14 protein-coding genes are annotated in these 14,815 nt (G+C 70.8%); 7 read left to right on the forward strand and 7 right to left on the reverse strand.

Features of this window, described 5'->3' with window-relative positions:
• The first annotated feature begins 14 nt into the window (after positions 1–14).
• Positions 15–1,850, forward strand: coding sequence for a sulfite reductase subunit alpha (locus tag AC5JOC_RS14035; RefSeq protein WP_079707414.1), 1,836 nt, complete (start codon positions 15–17; stop codon positions 1,848–1,850).
• Positions 1,851–1,962: 112 nt separating this feature from the next.
• On the opposite strand, the gene AC5JOC_RS14040 is transcribed toward AC5JOC_RS14035, so the two are convergent.
• Positions 1,963–3,108: a 5-(carboxyamino)imidazole ribonucleotide synthase gene (locus AC5JOC_RS14040; RefSeq protein ID WP_124769697.1), complete on the reverse strand. Its 1,146-nt coding sequence runs from the start codon at positions 3,106–3,108 to the stop codon at positions 1,963–1,965.
• A gap of 4 nt (positions 3,109–3,112) precedes the next feature.
• The gene (locus AC5JOC_RS14045) at positions 3,113–3,796 is read right to left on the reverse strand and encodes a PH domain-containing protein (protein WP_494246609.1); all 684 of its coding nucleotides are present in this window, start codon (positions 3,794–3,796) and stop codon (positions 3,113–3,115) included.
• A 101-nt stretch (positions 3,797–3,897) separates the two neighbouring features.
• Here AC5JOC_RS14045 and AC5JOC_RS14050 point away from each other — a divergent pair, with 101 nt between their 5' ends.
• Entirely contained in the window at positions 3,898–4,710 is an 813-nt protein-coding gene (locus AC5JOC_RS14050) for an EI24 domain-containing protein (protein ID WP_494246610.1), read from the forward strand.
• Here the strand turns inward: AC5JOC_RS14050 and AC5JOC_RS14055 are convergent.
• Complete coding sequence (locus AC5JOC_RS14055; RefSeq protein ID WP_192006821.1) at positions 4,694–5,485, reverse strand: biotin--[acetyl-CoA-carboxylase] ligase; 792 nt, start codon at positions 5,483–5,485, stop codon at positions 4,694–4,696. The two genes, AC5JOC_RS14050 and AC5JOC_RS14055, sit on opposite strands and share 17 nt — an antisense overlap.
• A gap of 139 nt (positions 5,486–5,624) precedes the next feature.
• On the opposite strand from AC5JOC_RS14055, the gene AC5JOC_RS14060 reads away from it, so the two are divergent.
• From AC5JOC_RS14060 to AC5JOC_RS14075, 4 genes are all read left to right on the forward strand, one after another.
• Positions 5,625–7,226, forward strand: a complete 1,602-nt coding sequence (locus tag AC5JOC_RS14060; RefSeq protein WP_071262519.1) for an acyl-CoA carboxylase subunit beta — start codon at positions 5,625–5,627, stop codon at positions 7,224–7,226.
• On the forward strand, positions 7,223–7,474 hold the full coding sequence (locus AC5JOC_RS14065; protein ID WP_079707316.1) for an acyl-CoA carboxylase subunit epsilon: 252 nt from the start codon (positions 7,223–7,225) through the stop codon (positions 7,472–7,474). The genes AC5JOC_RS14060 and AC5JOC_RS14065 overlap by 4 nt, the downstream gene beginning before the upstream one ends.
• A 688-nt stretch (positions 7,475–8,162) precedes the next feature.
• A complete protein-coding gene (locus AC5JOC_RS14070; protein ID WP_494246611.1) occupies positions 8,163–8,837 on the forward strand; it encodes a DUF222 domain-containing protein in 675 nt (224 codons plus the stop codon).
• Positions 8,838–8,856: 19 nt separating this feature from the next.
• A complete protein-coding gene (locus AC5JOC_RS14075) occupies positions 8,857–9,435 on the forward strand; it encodes an HNH endonuclease signature motif containing protein (RefSeq protein ID WP_494246889.1) in 579 nt (192 codons plus the stop codon).
• A 244-nt stretch (positions 9,436–9,679) separates the two neighbouring features.
• On the opposite strand, the gene AC5JOC_RS14080 is transcribed toward AC5JOC_RS14075, so the two are convergent.
• From AC5JOC_RS14080 to AC5JOC_RS14095, 4 genes are all read right to left on the reverse strand, one after another.
• Positions 9,680–10,741, reverse strand: a complete 1,062-nt coding sequence (locus AC5JOC_RS14080) for a DUF8320 family protein (protein ID WP_192006824.1) — start codon at positions 10,739–10,741, stop codon at positions 9,680–9,682.
• Entirely contained in the window at positions 10,738–11,910 is a 1,173-nt protein-coding gene (locus AC5JOC_RS14085; protein ID WP_079707319.1) for a sensor histidine kinase, read from the reverse strand. Before AC5JOC_RS14085 ends, AC5JOC_RS14080 begins: the two co-directional genes overlap by 4 nt.
• Before the next feature lie 67 nt (positions 11,911–11,977).
• Positions 11,978–12,634 carry a response regulator transcription factor gene (locus AC5JOC_RS14090; RefSeq protein ID WP_079707415.1) on the reverse strand — a complete coding sequence of 219 codons (657 nt, stop codon included), beginning with the start codon at positions 12,632–12,634 and terminating at the stop codon, positions 11,978–11,980.
• A 77-nt stretch (positions 12,635–12,711) separates the two neighbouring features.
• Positions 12,712–14,016, reverse strand: a complete 1,305-nt coding sequence (locus AC5JOC_RS14095; protein WP_159879445.1) for a class I SAM-dependent RNA methyltransferase — start codon at positions 14,014–14,016, stop codon at positions 12,712–12,714.
• Positions 14,017–14,078: 62 nt separating this feature from the next.
• Here AC5JOC_RS14095 and AC5JOC_RS14100 point away from each other — a divergent pair, with 62 nt between their 5' ends.
• Positions 14,079–14,729, forward strand: coding sequence for a Maf family protein (locus AC5JOC_RS14100; RefSeq protein WP_079002868.1), 651 nt, complete (start codon positions 14,079–14,081; stop codon positions 14,727–14,729).
• Positions 14,730–14,815 lie beyond the last annotated feature (86 nt).

The following is a 14,815-nucleotide window of genomic DNA, read 5'->3' on the forward strand; positions in this document are numbered from 1 at the left end:
AACTGGAGGGGACGATGACCTCGACCCAGGCCCCGGCGGCCACCAGCACACCGAGCCCGGTGCTCTTCGAGGCGCTCGCCGCGCTCGGCAGCAGCGCAGACGACCCGTTCATCCCGGCTGACGCGCCCTTCAGCCCCGAGCAGCGGGTCTGGCTCGCCGGATTCCTGGCGGGGGTCCGCTCCAGCGCGATCGATGTCACCGACGCCGGTGGCCGCACGCCGCAGCTCGCCCTGCACGTGCTCGTCGGCACGCAGACGGGCACCGCGGAGGCCATCGCAGAAGATCTCGGCCGAGCCGCCTCCGGCTACGGTGTGGCGGTGACGACGATCGGACTCGACGACGTCGAGGTGGACCGGCTCCCGGCGATGGGACACGTCGTCGTCATCACCTCCACCTACGGCGAAGGTGAGATGCCCGACAACGCCGAACTGTTCTGGGAGACGCTCCAAGCGAGCACCGCACCACGCCTCGACGGCCTGAAGTTCTCCGTGCTCGCGCTCGGCGACTCCGGATACGACGGGTTCTGCCAGGCGGGCAAACTCATCGACACGCGCCTGGAGCAGCTCGGCGCGGAACGCATCCTCGCCCGCGTGGACTGCGACGTCGACTACGAGGAGCCCGCCGCGGCGTGGACCACGCAGGCCCTGTCGCTCTTCGGCGCCCTCGCCCCGACGGACGCCGATGCCGCATCCGCTCCCGCGCCGGCCGCCAAACCGGCGAAGAAGCCCGGCCGCACGCGTTCACCGTGGACCCGCAAGACGCCGTACGGCGCGACCCTCGCCGTCAACCGCGTCCTCTCCGGGCCGGCCTCGTCGAAGGAGATCCGGCACTACGAGTTCGACCTTGGCGACAGCGGCATCGAGTACGCGGCCGGCGACGCCCTCGGCGTCATGCCGAGCAACGACCCGGCGCTCGTCGACGCCATCATCGCCGAACTGGACGCGACCGCGGACGAGTCGGTCGACGGCTCGACCCTGGCGGACCGGCTCACCCACGGGTTCGAGATCCGGACCCCTTCGAAGGACCTCGTGGCCGAGCTCGCCGACCGCGCGCCCGACTCGGAACTCGCCGGCATCCTGGCGCTCGCCCAGGCGGAGACGCTCGACTCCTGGCTGCGCGAACGGGACATCCTGGACCTCCTGCGCTCCACGTCCGTGCGGTTCGACGCCGAGTCGCTGCTCGACGTCCTGCGTCCCCTCCAGCACCGCGCCTACTCGATCTCGTCCAGCCCGCTGGCTGCCGACGGGCGGGTGCACCTCACCGTGGCGAGCGTCCGCTACGCCGTCGGTGACCGGGCCCACGGGGGCGTCGCGTCGACGCACCTCGCCGACCGGGTCGCCGAGGGCGGGACGAGCGGGATCTTCGTCTCGGCCAACGCCGGCTTCCGGGTGCCGTCGGACGACGATGCGCCGCTCATCATGGTCGGCCCGGGAACCGGGATCGCGCCGTTCCGCTCGTTCCTGCAAGAGCGCCGCGAGCGCGGGGCCACCGGTCGGAACTGGCTGTTCTTCGGCGACCAGCACCGGGCGCACGACTTCATCTACGAGGACGAACTGGGTGAGCTGCTCACCGGAGGGGTGCTCGACCGCCTCGACCTCGCGTTCTCCCGCGATCAGCGCGAGAAGGTGTACGTCCAGACGCGGATGCGCGAGAACGGCAAGGAGCTCTACGCCTGGCTGGAGGAGGGCGGCCACTTCGCCGTGTGCGGTGACGCCTCACGGATGGCGAAGGACGTCGACCAGGCGTTGCACGAGCTCATCGCCGAGCACGGCGGGCGTTCGACGGAGGCCGCGGCCGAGTACGTGCACACGCTGAAGCGCGAGAAGCGCTACATCCGCGACGTGTACTGAGGCGCTCCGGGTCGAGCGGGCCCTCGACAGGCTCAGGGACCGGTCATCGGTCCCTGAGCCCAGCCCTCGGTCCCTGAGGCCCCACGCGGTCCCTGAGCTTGTCGAAGGGCGGTCAGGCGTTCTCGGCGCCGAGCAGCGCTGCGGCGGCACGTGCCTCGTACACGACGTCGTCGAGGTCGTCGCCCGCGACGTTGACGTGGCCGACCTTGCGCCCGGGGCGCGGGTCCTTCCCGTAGTTGTGCACCTTCGCCAGCGGGTGCGCACCGAGGACCTGCGGGTAGCGGTCGTCGAGCGTCCCCTCGGCAGGCCCGCCGAGCACGTTCACCATGACGGTCCAATCGCGGTGGCAGCCCGTCGAGCCGAGGGGCAGGTCGAGGACGGCGCGCAGGTGCTGCTCGAACTGGCTCGTGACGCTGCCGTCCTGCGTCCAGTGCCCGCTGTTGTGCGGACGCATGGCGAGTTCGTTGATGAGCAGGCGGTCGTCGTCGGTCTCGAAGAGTTCGACGGCCAGGACGCCCGTCACCCCGAGCGCGGTCGCGACGGTCACGGCGATCTCCTCCGCGGTGTCGGCGAGCCGACCAGCCGAGCCGGGCGCCGGAGCGATGACCTCGCTGCACACCCCACCGAGCTGCACGGTCTCGACGACGCGCCACGGCACCACCTCGCCGGACGGGCGCCGGGCGACGAGCTGGGCGAGCTCGCGCCGGAACGACACCAGCTCCTCGACGAGCAGTGCTCCGCCGTTGGCGTCCTCGGAGAGCGCCGTGAACCAGTCGTCGACCTCGTTCGGTCCGTGGACGACACGGACGCCCTTGCCGTCGTAGCCACCACGTGGCGTCTTCACGACGCCCTTCCCGCCGTGCTCGGCGAGGAAGGCGGCGAGCTCCTCCTGATCGTGCACGCGCGCCCAGTCGGGCACCGGCAGTCCGAGCTCCGTCAGGCGTTCGCGCATGAGCAGCTTGTCCTGGGCGACGGCGAGCGCGTCCGGTCCCGGGTGCACCTGCACACCGGCGTCGACGAGTGCCCGCAGGACGTGCTGCGGCACGTGCTCGTGGTCGAAGGTGATGACGTCGACCGTCTCGGCGAAGGCGAGCACCGTGTCGGCGTCGCGGTAGTCGCCCACCTCGACGGTGGCGAGCCGGGCGGACATGCCCTCCTGCTCGGCGAGCACCCGGATGTCGAGTCCGAGGTTCACGGCCGCGGGCACCATCATCCTGGCCAGCTGACCGCCGCCGATCACTCCGACGCGAATGCTCATGGGTTCACTCCAGCTCTCCGGCGACCGGCCGGCGGGTCTCGTTTCGGCAGGCGGGACGGGCGGATCCGGAGGCGGATCGGCGGGTGCCCCGACTCGAACATCGTACCGGCCGGGCGCGCCCCGCACCGGTCAGCGTCGGACCGGTGGCTGCTGCGTCGGAGGTCGGTGCTGCCGGGTAGGGCGCGGCGATGCTCTGGTTCTCCGCGACGAGCTCGTGCAGGGCGTTCTGGACGAGGACCGCGCCGGGCACGTCCCGCAGGACGACCGGCACCTCGCCACCGCTCGTCACCCGGACGTTGCCGCTCCCGAAGGCGCTCTGCACCCAGCTCTTGTGCACCGTGATGCCGTAGCCGCGGGCGTGGTAGAGCTCCTGGCGCGTCCGCACGAAGAACCCGCGACGGACGATCAGTCGCCGGGTCGTGATCACGTAGCGGACCGACAGCCAGGCGATGAACGGCAGGACGCAGGCGACCAGCACGATCACCCCGCCGCCGATGAGGACGGCCCAGTTCTGCCACTCGAGGTCGAACGAGCCGAAGAAGTACGCACCGGCGCCGCTCACCGCGATGAGCAGGAGGGCGGGGAGCAGGAGCCGCCGGGCATGCGGACGCAGGCGTGCGACCACACGTTCGGTCGCCGCCGCGGGAGGAGCCGGCCTGCCCGGCCCCGTCATACCGGGATCAGCCATACTCCCATTCTTAGCAGTCGCGGCAACCCGCCGCCTGCTCCCACCCCGCCCGTCGGCGATCCCGAACATCCGTGCATCGGCCGCCCGGCTAGCATGAAGGCGTGAAACCGGCCGACAGCACCGCACCGACGGCGCAGCACCCCGGCGTGGTCGGGTCGTTCCTCGAGGGGATCGGCATCCTCTTCGGCGGGTTCCGCCTCTGGGGCACCTCGCCGAAGCGCATGCTGCTCGGCATGGTCCCCGCCGCGATCGTGGGCGTCGTGTTCATCGCGTTGCTCGTCCTCCTCGGCGTCAACGCCGCCACGATCGTCGACTGGGCGACACCGTTCGCCGACACCTGGGACGAGCCGTACCGCTCGTCCATCCGGGTGGCCGCCGCGGTGGCGTTGGTGGCCGTCGCCGTCGTGGTGATGCTGTACGCCTACGCCGCAGCGACGCTCCTCGTCGGCGACCCCTTCTACGAGCGGATCTGGGCCGACGTCGAACGCACCCTCGGCGACGCTCCTCCGGAGTCGGGTGAGTCCGCCTGGCGCGGACTCCTCACCGGTGTCACCCGGGCACTCGGCCTGCTCCTGCTCACCATCCCGACGGCGGCCGTCCTCTTCCTCCTCGGCTTCGTCCCGGTGATCGGCCAGACGGTGGTCCCGGTGCTCGGGCTCGCCGTGAGCGGTTGGTTCCTCGCCCTCGAACTGACGGGCTACGCGTTCGACGCGAGGGGGTTGTCGTTGCGCGACCGCCGCCAGGTCCTCGCCAGGAGACGCGCCCGCACCCTGGGCTTCGGGATGACGGTCGCGGTCCTCTTCCTCGTGCCGGTCCTGTCCGTGCTGGTCATGCCGGCAGCCGTCTCCGGCGCGACGGTGCTCGCACGCCGGTCCCTCAGCGAACAGGCGGGAACGCTCAGCGCACGTGCGTGACGTCGCCGGCCGCCACCGCGACCGGCGCACCACCGTCGGTCGGTCGGACGACGAGCCGCCCGTCCGCGTCGATCCGCTCGGCCGTGCCGGTCAGGACGTCGCCGCCGGGGAGCTCCACCCGCACCGAGCTGTCCAACGTCACGCATCGCTCGGTGACCGCCGCTCGGAGCCCACTGGCCTCGGCGTCACCGGACGCGGCCAGGTAGGCGTCGTACAGGGCGCCGAACGCACGCAGGTAGCCGACGAGGACGGTGTCCGGGTCAGGATCGGCGAGCCCGGCGAGCGCGAGCGAGGTGGACCGGTCGGTCGGCAGTTCCTCGGCACGCTGACGGAGGTTGACACCGGTCCCGAGGATCACCGCGTCCCCGCTCGGCAGCAGCTCGGCGAGGATGCCGGACACCTTCCGACCGCCGATGAGCACGTCGTTCGGCCACTTCACGTCGGCGGGCACCCCGAGCTCCCGGAGCGATTCCGCGAGCGCCGCACCCGCGAGGAGCGGGAGCCAGCCGTAGGCCTGCAGCGGGAGCGGATCACCCGACGGAGTGACCGGCCGGAGCAGGACCGAGACGGCGAGTGACGTGCCGGGTGGCACCGTCCACACGCGACCGAGGCGGCCTCGTCCCCCGCGCTGGTCGTCGGTGAGGACCACCGAGCGGTCGGGCCACGCGTCGCCGCCGTCCTCGCGCACGCGTCGGGCGAGTTCGTCGTTGGTGGAGCCGGCGTGGGCGAGGATCTCGAGGCGTGGCACGAGGGCGGCGGTGAGGGGCAGATCCATGGCACAACCCTACTGAGGCCGGTCGTCGGCGCCTGCGTCGCCCGCCGGCACGCTTGGACGATGCCGACAACGGATCGGCGCGCCGCTTGTACCCGATCGTCAACGGGTCGGCCGGGGGACCACCGGGTAAGGTGAAAGCGTGACCGACGAAACCACCTCCGGCCCTGACCTGTACACGACGGCCGGGAAGCTCGCCGACCTCAAGAACCGCTATCACGAGGCCGTGACGGCGAGCGGCGAAGCCGCCATCGAGAAGCAGCACAAGAAGGGCAAGCTCACCGCGCGGGAGCGCATCGAGCAGCTGCTCGACCACGGCAGCTTCGTCGAACTCGACGAGTTCGTGCGGCACCGCACGACCGCCTTCGGCATGGACCGCTCACGGCCGTACGGCGATGCCGTCGTCACCGGCACCGGCACCATCCACGGCCGCCAGGTCGCCGTGTACTCGCAGGACTTCACCATCTTCGGCGGTTCGCTCGGCGAGGTCGCCGGCGACAAGATCATCAAGATCATGGACCTCGCGTTGAAGACGGGCGTCCCGATCATCGGCATGCTCGACTCCGGCGGCGCGCGCATCCAGGAGGGCGTCGTCGCGCTCGGCAAGTACGGCGAGATCTTCCGACGCAACACGCAGGCCTCCGGGGTCATCCCGCAGATCTCCATCATCATGGGTCCGGCGGCCGGCGGCGCCGTCTACTCCCCCGCGCTCACCGACTTCGTCATCATGGTCGACAAGACGAGCCAGATGTTCGTCACGGGCCCCGACGTGATCAAGACCGTCACGGGCGAGGACGTCGGCATGGAGGAGCTGGGCGGCGGGTACACGCACAACACCCGCTCGGGCGTCGCCCACTACCTCGCGAGCGACGAGCCGGACGCCCTCGACTACGCCCGCACCCTCGTCGGCTTCCTGCCCGACAACAACCTGTCCGAGGCCACGGTCTTCGACGTCGAGGTGGAGCTCGAGACGACGGACGAGGACCGCCGACTCAACACCCTCATCCCCGACTCGCCGAACCAGCCCTACGACGTGAAGACCGTCATCGAGCACGTCGTCGACGACGCCGACTTCCTCGAGGTCCAGCCGCTCTTCGCCCCGAACATCGTCATCGGTTTCGCGCGCGTCGAGGGACGGTCGGTCGGCGTCATCGCCAACCAGCCCTCCCAGATGGCCGGGACGCTCAACATCGAAGCGGGCGAGAAGGCGAGTCGGTTCGTCCGGTTCTGCGACGCGTTCAGCATCCCGATCCTCACCCTGGTCGACGTCCCCGGCTACCTGCCCGGCACCGACCAGGAGTGGACCGGCGTCATCCGCCGCGGCGCGAAGCTCCTCTACGCCTACGCCGAGGCCACGGTGCCCCTGGTGACCGTCATCCTGCGGAAGGCCTACGGCGGCGCCTACATCGTCATGGGCTCGAAGCAGCTCGGGGCCGACATCAACCTCGCCTGGCCCACGGCCGAGATCGCGGTCATGGGTGGGCAGGGTGCCGTCAACATCCTGTACCGCGGCGAGATCAAGCGGGCCGAGGAGGCCGGCGAGGACGTCGCCGCCGTGCGCACGCGCCTCGCGAACGAGTACACCTACAACGTGGCGAGCCCGTTCCTGGCCGCCGAGCGCGGCGAGCTGGACGGCGTCATCGAGCCGGCTGCCACGCGGGTCTCGGTCATCAAGGCGCTCCGCGCACTCCGGACGAAGCGTGCGAGCCTGCCCGCCAAGAAGCACGGGAACATCCCGCTGTGAGCACCGGCACCGAGCCGAGCACGACCGAGCCGTCGTCGATCGATCTCCGGATCGAGCGCGGTACCCCGACCGACGAGGAGCTCGCGGCACTCACCGCGGTGCTGAGCGTGGCGATCGCCGAACAGGCGCTGCGCGACGCCGACACCGCCCCGGCACCTCGCGTCCCGTCGACGTGGGAGCGGACGAGGCGGAACCTCCGCACGGGGATCACCGTGGGCCCAGGACACTGGCGCGCGTTCACGGGCTGAGCCGTCTCGACGGAGGACTCACGCCGGTTGCCCCTCGCGGCGCGCGGTGCTGTCCCCCATTCGTGTCCTCCATAGTGCCGACTGTTGGGGGTACCCCTGATGGAGGATCATCATTCTCGAAAGTTGCGTCTCATCGAGACCACTTCACCAGCTCCTGCTCCATCTAGGGTAAGCGGGCAGGAGTTCGGGGGCGGGTCAGAGCGGTATTCGGGTTACCGCTCTGACCCACGAACGTCACGGAGGGCCAGCATCGGGTGCTGGCCCTCCTTTCGTTCGTCCAGGACCAGGCACGTCGACAGGCTCAGTCGACCGGGAGCGGTTCGCTCGGATGCGTCCGGCTCATGCGCTCGTCGAAGGGCGCACGAGGAACCTCCCGCTCCGGTGACCCTCTCCCGGTCCCTGAGCAACCCCCTCCGGTCCCTGAGCAACCCCCTCCGGTCCCTGAGCTTGTCGAAGGGCACACGAAGAAGCATCCACAACCGGTGACGCCCCACCGGTCCCTGAGCAACCCCCGCCGGTCCCCGAGCCTGTCGAAGGGCACACGAGGAACCTCCCGCTCCGGTGATCCTCTTCCGGTCCCTGAGCAACCTTCTCCGGTCCCTGAGCTTGTCGAAGGGCCCACGAGCAACTTCCACAACCAACTCGACTCGGCATCTGGAATGTCAGTGGTTCATGGTGGACTCGTTCCATGACCGAGACCACCCTCACCGCGATCCGCGCGAGCGACGAGCACGCCGCGCGCCTCGCGGAGTTCTCGGACCACTACGCGGACATCCAGCGGCGGCGTGCTGCTCTGGACGCCGAGGAGGCCCGGCTCCTCGCCCGCTCTGCCGCCTACGCGGACGCCTTCGCAGACGTCACGGTTCCGGCGATCTTCCCGCCTGCCGAGCGGCAGGCGCTCTCCCGCCGGTCGACCTGCGCAGCCCTCGCGATGGCGACGCGCACGCCCGAGCAGACGGTCCAGCGGGCGACGAACGACGCCGAGCGGCTCGTGAACGACGCACCCGCCGTGCTCGCGTCCCTCGAGGCCGGCCGCATCTCAGCGCGGCACGCGCAGACGATCATCGACCAACTCAGTGACGTGCCGACCGCGGGGCGGGCGGTGTTCCTCGCTGAGGTCCTGGCGGTTGCGGAAGAGTCCACCAACGCGAACCTCCGCAGGCGCGCCCGCGTCCTGCGCGAGCGCCTTCACCCCGAGTCCATTACGGCACGCGCCCGGCGGTCCGAGGCGGACCGCCGGGTGGAGTTCGAGCCGGCAGCGGACGGCATGGCGTGGGTACACCTGTTCACCACCGCGCCCATCGCGCAAGGCCTCGTCGGAGCGGGTCGAAGCGGCTGCCGCGGAGTCACGCAAGGCCGGTGACACCCGCACGTGCGCCCAACTGCAGGCCGACGCCCTCGCGGCGCTCGCGCTCACCGGCGTCACGCCTGACGACGTGGCGTCGAGCCCAGTGCTCCCGCACCCCATCGAGGTCCAGGAACACATCAAGCCGACCGTGCAGATCACCGTCCCGGCGCTCAGTATGGCCGGCGTCAGCGACGCACCGGCCATGCTCGACGGGTACGGCCCCATCGACCCGGAGACCGCCGCACGCATCGCGGTGAACGCACCCAGCTTCACCCGGATCCTCGTCCAGCCAGAGACGGGTGCGGTGCTCTCCGTCGGGCGCAGCCAGTACCGGGTCCCGGCCGACCTGCAACGCGCGGTCCGCCTCCGGGACGGCACCTGTCGGGCACCAGGCTGCGGGAGACGGGCCAGGGCTTGCGATCTCGATCATTCGGTCGCGTGGGAGGACGGCGGCACGACGGATGTCGGCAATCTCGCCTGCCTCTGCCGACATCACCACCGGATGAAGCATCTGCCCGGGTGGAACCTCGACCACGGGCCCGGCGGGGTGCTCGAGTGGACGACACCCGACGGGAAGCGCCATCGGACGGAACCGGACCCCGCGCCGTTCTGACCGCTGCCTGTCCCTGAGCTGCGTCGCACTGAGCTTGTCGACGTGTCGAAGGGGTTCCTCGTGGGCACTTCGACAGGCTCAGTGACCGGGAGAGGTTCACCGGGAACGATTCGGTCCCTGAGCCTGTCGAAGGGCACTCAGGTCGCGCCGGTTCTGTGGACGGCGGCGGTCCACCCGGAGTAGCTCCGGTCCCTGAGCAATGCCGCACTGAGCCTGTCGAAGGGTGTTGCACCGTCGAAGCGGTTCAGTCCTCGTCGGACACGCCGACCGCACCCACGCCGGCACGGGAGCCGTCGCGCGGGATCTCGAGCCAGACGTCGAGTTCCTCGTCGTCGTCGTCCGGACCCGCAGCGACGCCCGGTTCGCGCTGCACCGCGCGCAGGCCGACCACGGTCACCGCGACGCGCTCGTCGTCCGGGACGCTCCGCACGATGAGGCGGGTGGCGTGCGAGGCGGCGAGCGTTTCGGCGATCTGCTCGTGGATCGCGTCGAGGACGCCGGCGTCCAGCTCCTCGAGGCCACCTTCGTCCAGCATGTTCACGATCGCTCCGCGCCGCCGGGCCGCGAGCACCTCGGACCGGACCGGGTCGCTCAGGAGGTGACGCCCGCGGATCTCGTCGCGGAGACTGGCCTCCAGCGTGCGGCACTCCGTGCGATCGGCCACGGAGAGCCTGCCGCCGTTGGCGATGATCGTGCGGAGCATCGGGGTCGCCAGGCGGCCCGTCTGACTGAGGCGTCGCCGCCGCTCGTGCACGTGCGCGTACTGCGCCGCCTGCCAGTCCGAGGTCGCATGCTCCGCCTGCGTGAGGCGCTCGGCGTCATGCTGCGCCCCGGCGATCGATCGGGTGAGCACACTCGCGAGGACGACCCAGATGAGGCTGCCCGTGACACCCATCCCGAGCGCCAGTCCCGGACCCGCCCAGAGGAGCGACTGGACCGTGAGGAAGACGATCCCGATGTAGGCGACCGCCTCCCGCTGCCGGACCACGGTGATCGTCATCAGTGTCCCGATCGACGCGACGTGCCAGGTGGCGTACCCGTTGTTCCGCGTGGGGTCGAGCTGGCTGGTCACGAGCAACGGGACGATGATCGCGGTCGCGAGGTTGATGCTCGCGAGCCACGACGGCATGCGCGTCGTGCCCATCGGCCAGAGACTCAGGACGCTCGCGACGGCGTAGACGAGCATCGCGATGAGGACCGGGACGACGTCGCGGGGTGTCTCGAGCGTCAGCGCCGCACGAAGCAGGTGGTACGCCGAGAACAGGGCGGCGAGGATGACGAGGGCGTACCGCGGTGCCGGGGTCACGAGCCGTGCTCCGGTGACCACTCGATGCGGATCACGGCACCCTCACCCGGACGGGAGATCACCGTCGAGCGTCCGCCGACCGCGGCGACGCGCTCGACGATCGAGACCTTCAGCCCGAGCCGCTCCTCGGCGACCTGCTCGGGGCAGAACCCGACGCCGTCGTCGCCGACGATGACGCAGACGCCGCCGGAGACGGTGCCCTCGATCGACAGGCTCCGTGCCGCTCCCGAACCCGCGTGCTCGACGCTGTTGACCATCGCCTGCACCGTCGCCCAGTAGACCGCGTTGGCGACGGTGACGGGCAGCACCCGGCCGGAGGCCCCCTCGACCGTGACGGAGAACGGTTCACCGAGCATCGACGCGGCCGCACGCAGCCGTTCGATGAGCTCGGCGAGCCCGGTGACCTCGTCCTCGTTCGTCATCGGCGCTCCGACGCCCTCGAGTTGCTCGATCGCGACCCGCGCCATCATGACGGCGAGCGCCTCCGACTTCGGGGTCAGCGCCCGATCCGCGGCGAGCAGGGACGCGAGGACGCTGTCGTGGACGATCGAGTCGACCTCCACGCGCTCCACCTCCGTGGCGTGCTGCTTGACGGCCGCGTCGTAGGTGGCGAGGGCGGCCGCCCTCGCGGTGTCGACCCGACCGGCCAGCACGCGGAACAGCCCGACGAGCACGACGATGAGCCCACCGATGATCGTCGCGTAGGACGCGTCGAGCGCCCCGATCTCGAAGGACGCGGGCGCGAAGTCCGCGTCGATCACGCGGTTGACCCCGTACATGACCGAGGTCACCACGAGGTACACGATGGCACCCCGCAACTGCAGCGGGATGCAGGCGAACGCGACGGCGATCGTGCAGAGGTACCAGATCCACGGTTCCTGGTTGATGTCCGCCGACGCCTGCGCGTTCACCGCGGGCCAGATGAGGAGGGCCACGAAGAACACGGCGGCGAAGACGCCGGAGGCGATGCGGTGGTGCCACAGGAAGAAGCAGCAGATGATGGCGCCGAACATCGTCCCGAAGACGAGGGAGACGTAGACCACGCCGAACCAGCCGGTGATCTGGACACCCTGCCCGAGCGTGGTGAACGCGGTCTGCAGTCCGAAGACGAGTCCGATGATCGCGACCGAACGGCCGAGGAGGCGTTCGAAGTTCGCGGTGTTCAGCATCCGGCGCTGAACCTGGGCATCTTTCGTGGTCGCGGGGATCGCGGGATGCCTGGTCGGTGCCCGGAAGCTAGGAGACATCCGTCCCGCCTTGATCGAGGCCGGGGAGGATCCCGTCCTCGACCGCTCGGCGGAGCAGGTCGACCTTCGTCGGTGCCGGGCGACCCACCTCGACGTACTTCACCCGGATGCGGTCGATGTGTTCGCGGGCCGTGGAGTAGGCGATGCCGAGCTGCATGGCGACGGTCTTCAGCGGCAGGCCGGACGCGTAGAGGTGCAGGACGTCGCGCTCACGACGGCCCAGCTGCGCCCGGGCGAAGTCGCTGTCGGCGTCGATCGCGCTCGCCCACTCGATGTTGTTCAGGGCCTCGCCACGGGCCACCGTGCCGATGGCGGCGATGACCGTGTCCGTCGGTGACGACTTGGGGATGACCCCGGACGCTCCGGCGGCCAGCGCCTCGCGCACCAGTGCGACCCGATCCGCGATGGAGTGGATGAGGACGTGCGCCCCCACGGCCTGCACCGCCTGGATGTTCGAGGTCGGCGTGCTGCCGTCGGAGAGCGAGAGGTCGAGCACGACCACGTCGGGCACCACGCCGTTCAACGCGGCGATGCACTCGACGGCGGTCGGGGCACTGGCCACGACCTGATACCCGGCGTGCGCGCACACCGCTTCGATCCCGAGCCTGACGGACTCGTGATCATCAATGATTGCGACGGTCACCACGGCACCATCGTAGCGAGTGACGGACCCGCCGGGCGCGACGGCCGGATCGCGAGTCGCCTCCGTCGGCACGGGCCTGCTCAAGCCGTTCGCGAGAAGCCCGCGACGGCCTCGAGGTGATGCGTGTTGGGGAAGAGGTCGTAGGCCGCGAGGTGGTCGAGCTCGTACCCCTGCTCGGCAAGGAGGGCGACGTCGCGGGACAGCGCGATGGGGTCGCACGCGACGTAGACGATCGACGCGGGCCGCAGCTCGCCGAGCATGGCGACGATCTCCGCGCCGGCACCCGAGCGGGGCGGGTCGAGCACGACGGTCGCGGTGGCGTACCGGGACCGCTCGATCCGGCTGCCCGTCGCGATCTCCGACCGCAGGAAGGCGTCGACCTTCGCGGTGACGGCCTGTGCGCCCACCCACTCGGACAGGTTCTCGCCCGCGTACTCGGTGGCGCGTTCGTCACTCTCCACGGTCGTGATGCGGGTGGTGGAGCCGAAGCGGTCCCCCACGCCCGCGGCCAGGAGGCCGACGCCGCCGTAGAGGTCGAGGTTCGCGGCGCGCGGGTCGAAGCGCGCGTCGTCGATGGCCGCCGACACGGCCTGCTGGAGGGTCGTCGCAGCCTGACGGTGGACCTGCCAGAATCCGTTCGCGTCGACGATGAACTCGCGCTCGCCGACGAGCTCGCGGATCGGGTCTGCCGCGGGACGGACCGGCTTCGGTCCCCCGCGTCGACCGCGCCCGCCACCGCGTCGGCGGTCGCCGCCTCCCGCCTCGTCCGCACGCGTCAGGACGCGGACCGCCCCGGTCGAGGAGGCGACGATGTCGATGGAGGTGGTGCCGTGCGGCAGCTCCTCGAGCTTGGCCGCTTCGGCCACCGCTTCGATCGCGAGCGGCAGGTCGTCGACGGGGACGACGTGGTGGGACCTCGAGGCGTAGGGGCCGATGTTGCCGTGCTGGTCGACGTGCAGGGAGACCCGCGTCCGCCACCGGGTGCCGTCGGCCGTCTCGCCGTCGACCGCGGCGACCGTGAACTCGGGAGCGACGCCGGCGAACCGCTCGAGCCCTTCCGAGAGGACCTGGTGCTTCAACGCGCGCTGGTGGGCGAGCTCGATGTGTCCGAACTCCGCTCCCCCGGCCCGCTCGCTCGGCTCGCGGTCGACGGAGGCCTCGGCCCAGACGTGCGGACGGCGGTGCTCGGACGGCGTGAGGACCTCCAGGGTCTCCGCCCGCCAGAAGCGCTTCTCGTTCTCGTCGACGATGCGCGCCCGCACGCGCTCACCGGGGAGCGTGTCGGGGACGAAGACCACCCGGCCTTCGTGCCGGGCGACGAAGACACCCCCGTGGGCTACGTTGGTGATGTCCAGTTCCACGGTGCGTGCAGTCGTCGTGCTCATGCGTCGAGCATGTCACACGGGCGGCTGCGGGGAGTCCACCGTCCACTGCAGAAGGAACCGTCATGCGCCTCACGCTCGCCTCCACGTCACCGGCCAGACTCGCCCTGCTGCGGTCGAGTGGCATCGAGCCGATCGTCGTCCCGTCGTCGGTCGACGAGGAACAGGCCGTCGACGATGCGACCCGCGCCGCGGGTGCCCCCCTCGCCCCCGACGAGGTCGTGGCCCTCCTCGCCCGCGCGAAGGCGGAGGCCGCTCTGGCCGTCGTGCGCGAACGTGGCGACGCGGCCGACCTCATCCTCGGCGGCGACTCGGTGTTCGTCCTCGACGGCGTCGTCCACGGCAAGCCCCACACCCCCGAGCGCGCCCGCGAACGCTGGCACGCCCAGCGCGGCCGGACGGGGACCCTGTACTCCGGTCACTGGCTCATCGACTGCACCGGCGCCTCGCCGGTCGGGATCGGTGCGGTCGCGAGCGCCGAGGTGTCCTTCGCCGACGACCTCGACGACGCCGAGATCGACGCCTACATCGCATCGGGCGAGCCCCTGGCGGTGGCGGGGGCGTTCACGATCGACAGTCTGGGTGCCGCCTTCATCACCCGCATCGAGGGCGATCCGTCGACCGTCGTCGGCCTCTCGCTCCCGACCCTGCGGCGTCTCGTCCGCACGCTGGGACACGACTGGCACGAGCTCCGCAACCGGCGCGGCGCCCTCTGACACCCCAGCCCTTGTAGAGGCGACACGTCGTTCCTGCGGCTTTTTTGTGCGTGTGAGCCAAAGGCTCACCCGGGCCTCCCGGTAGG

Source organism: Plantibacter sp., assembly GCF_059073635.1.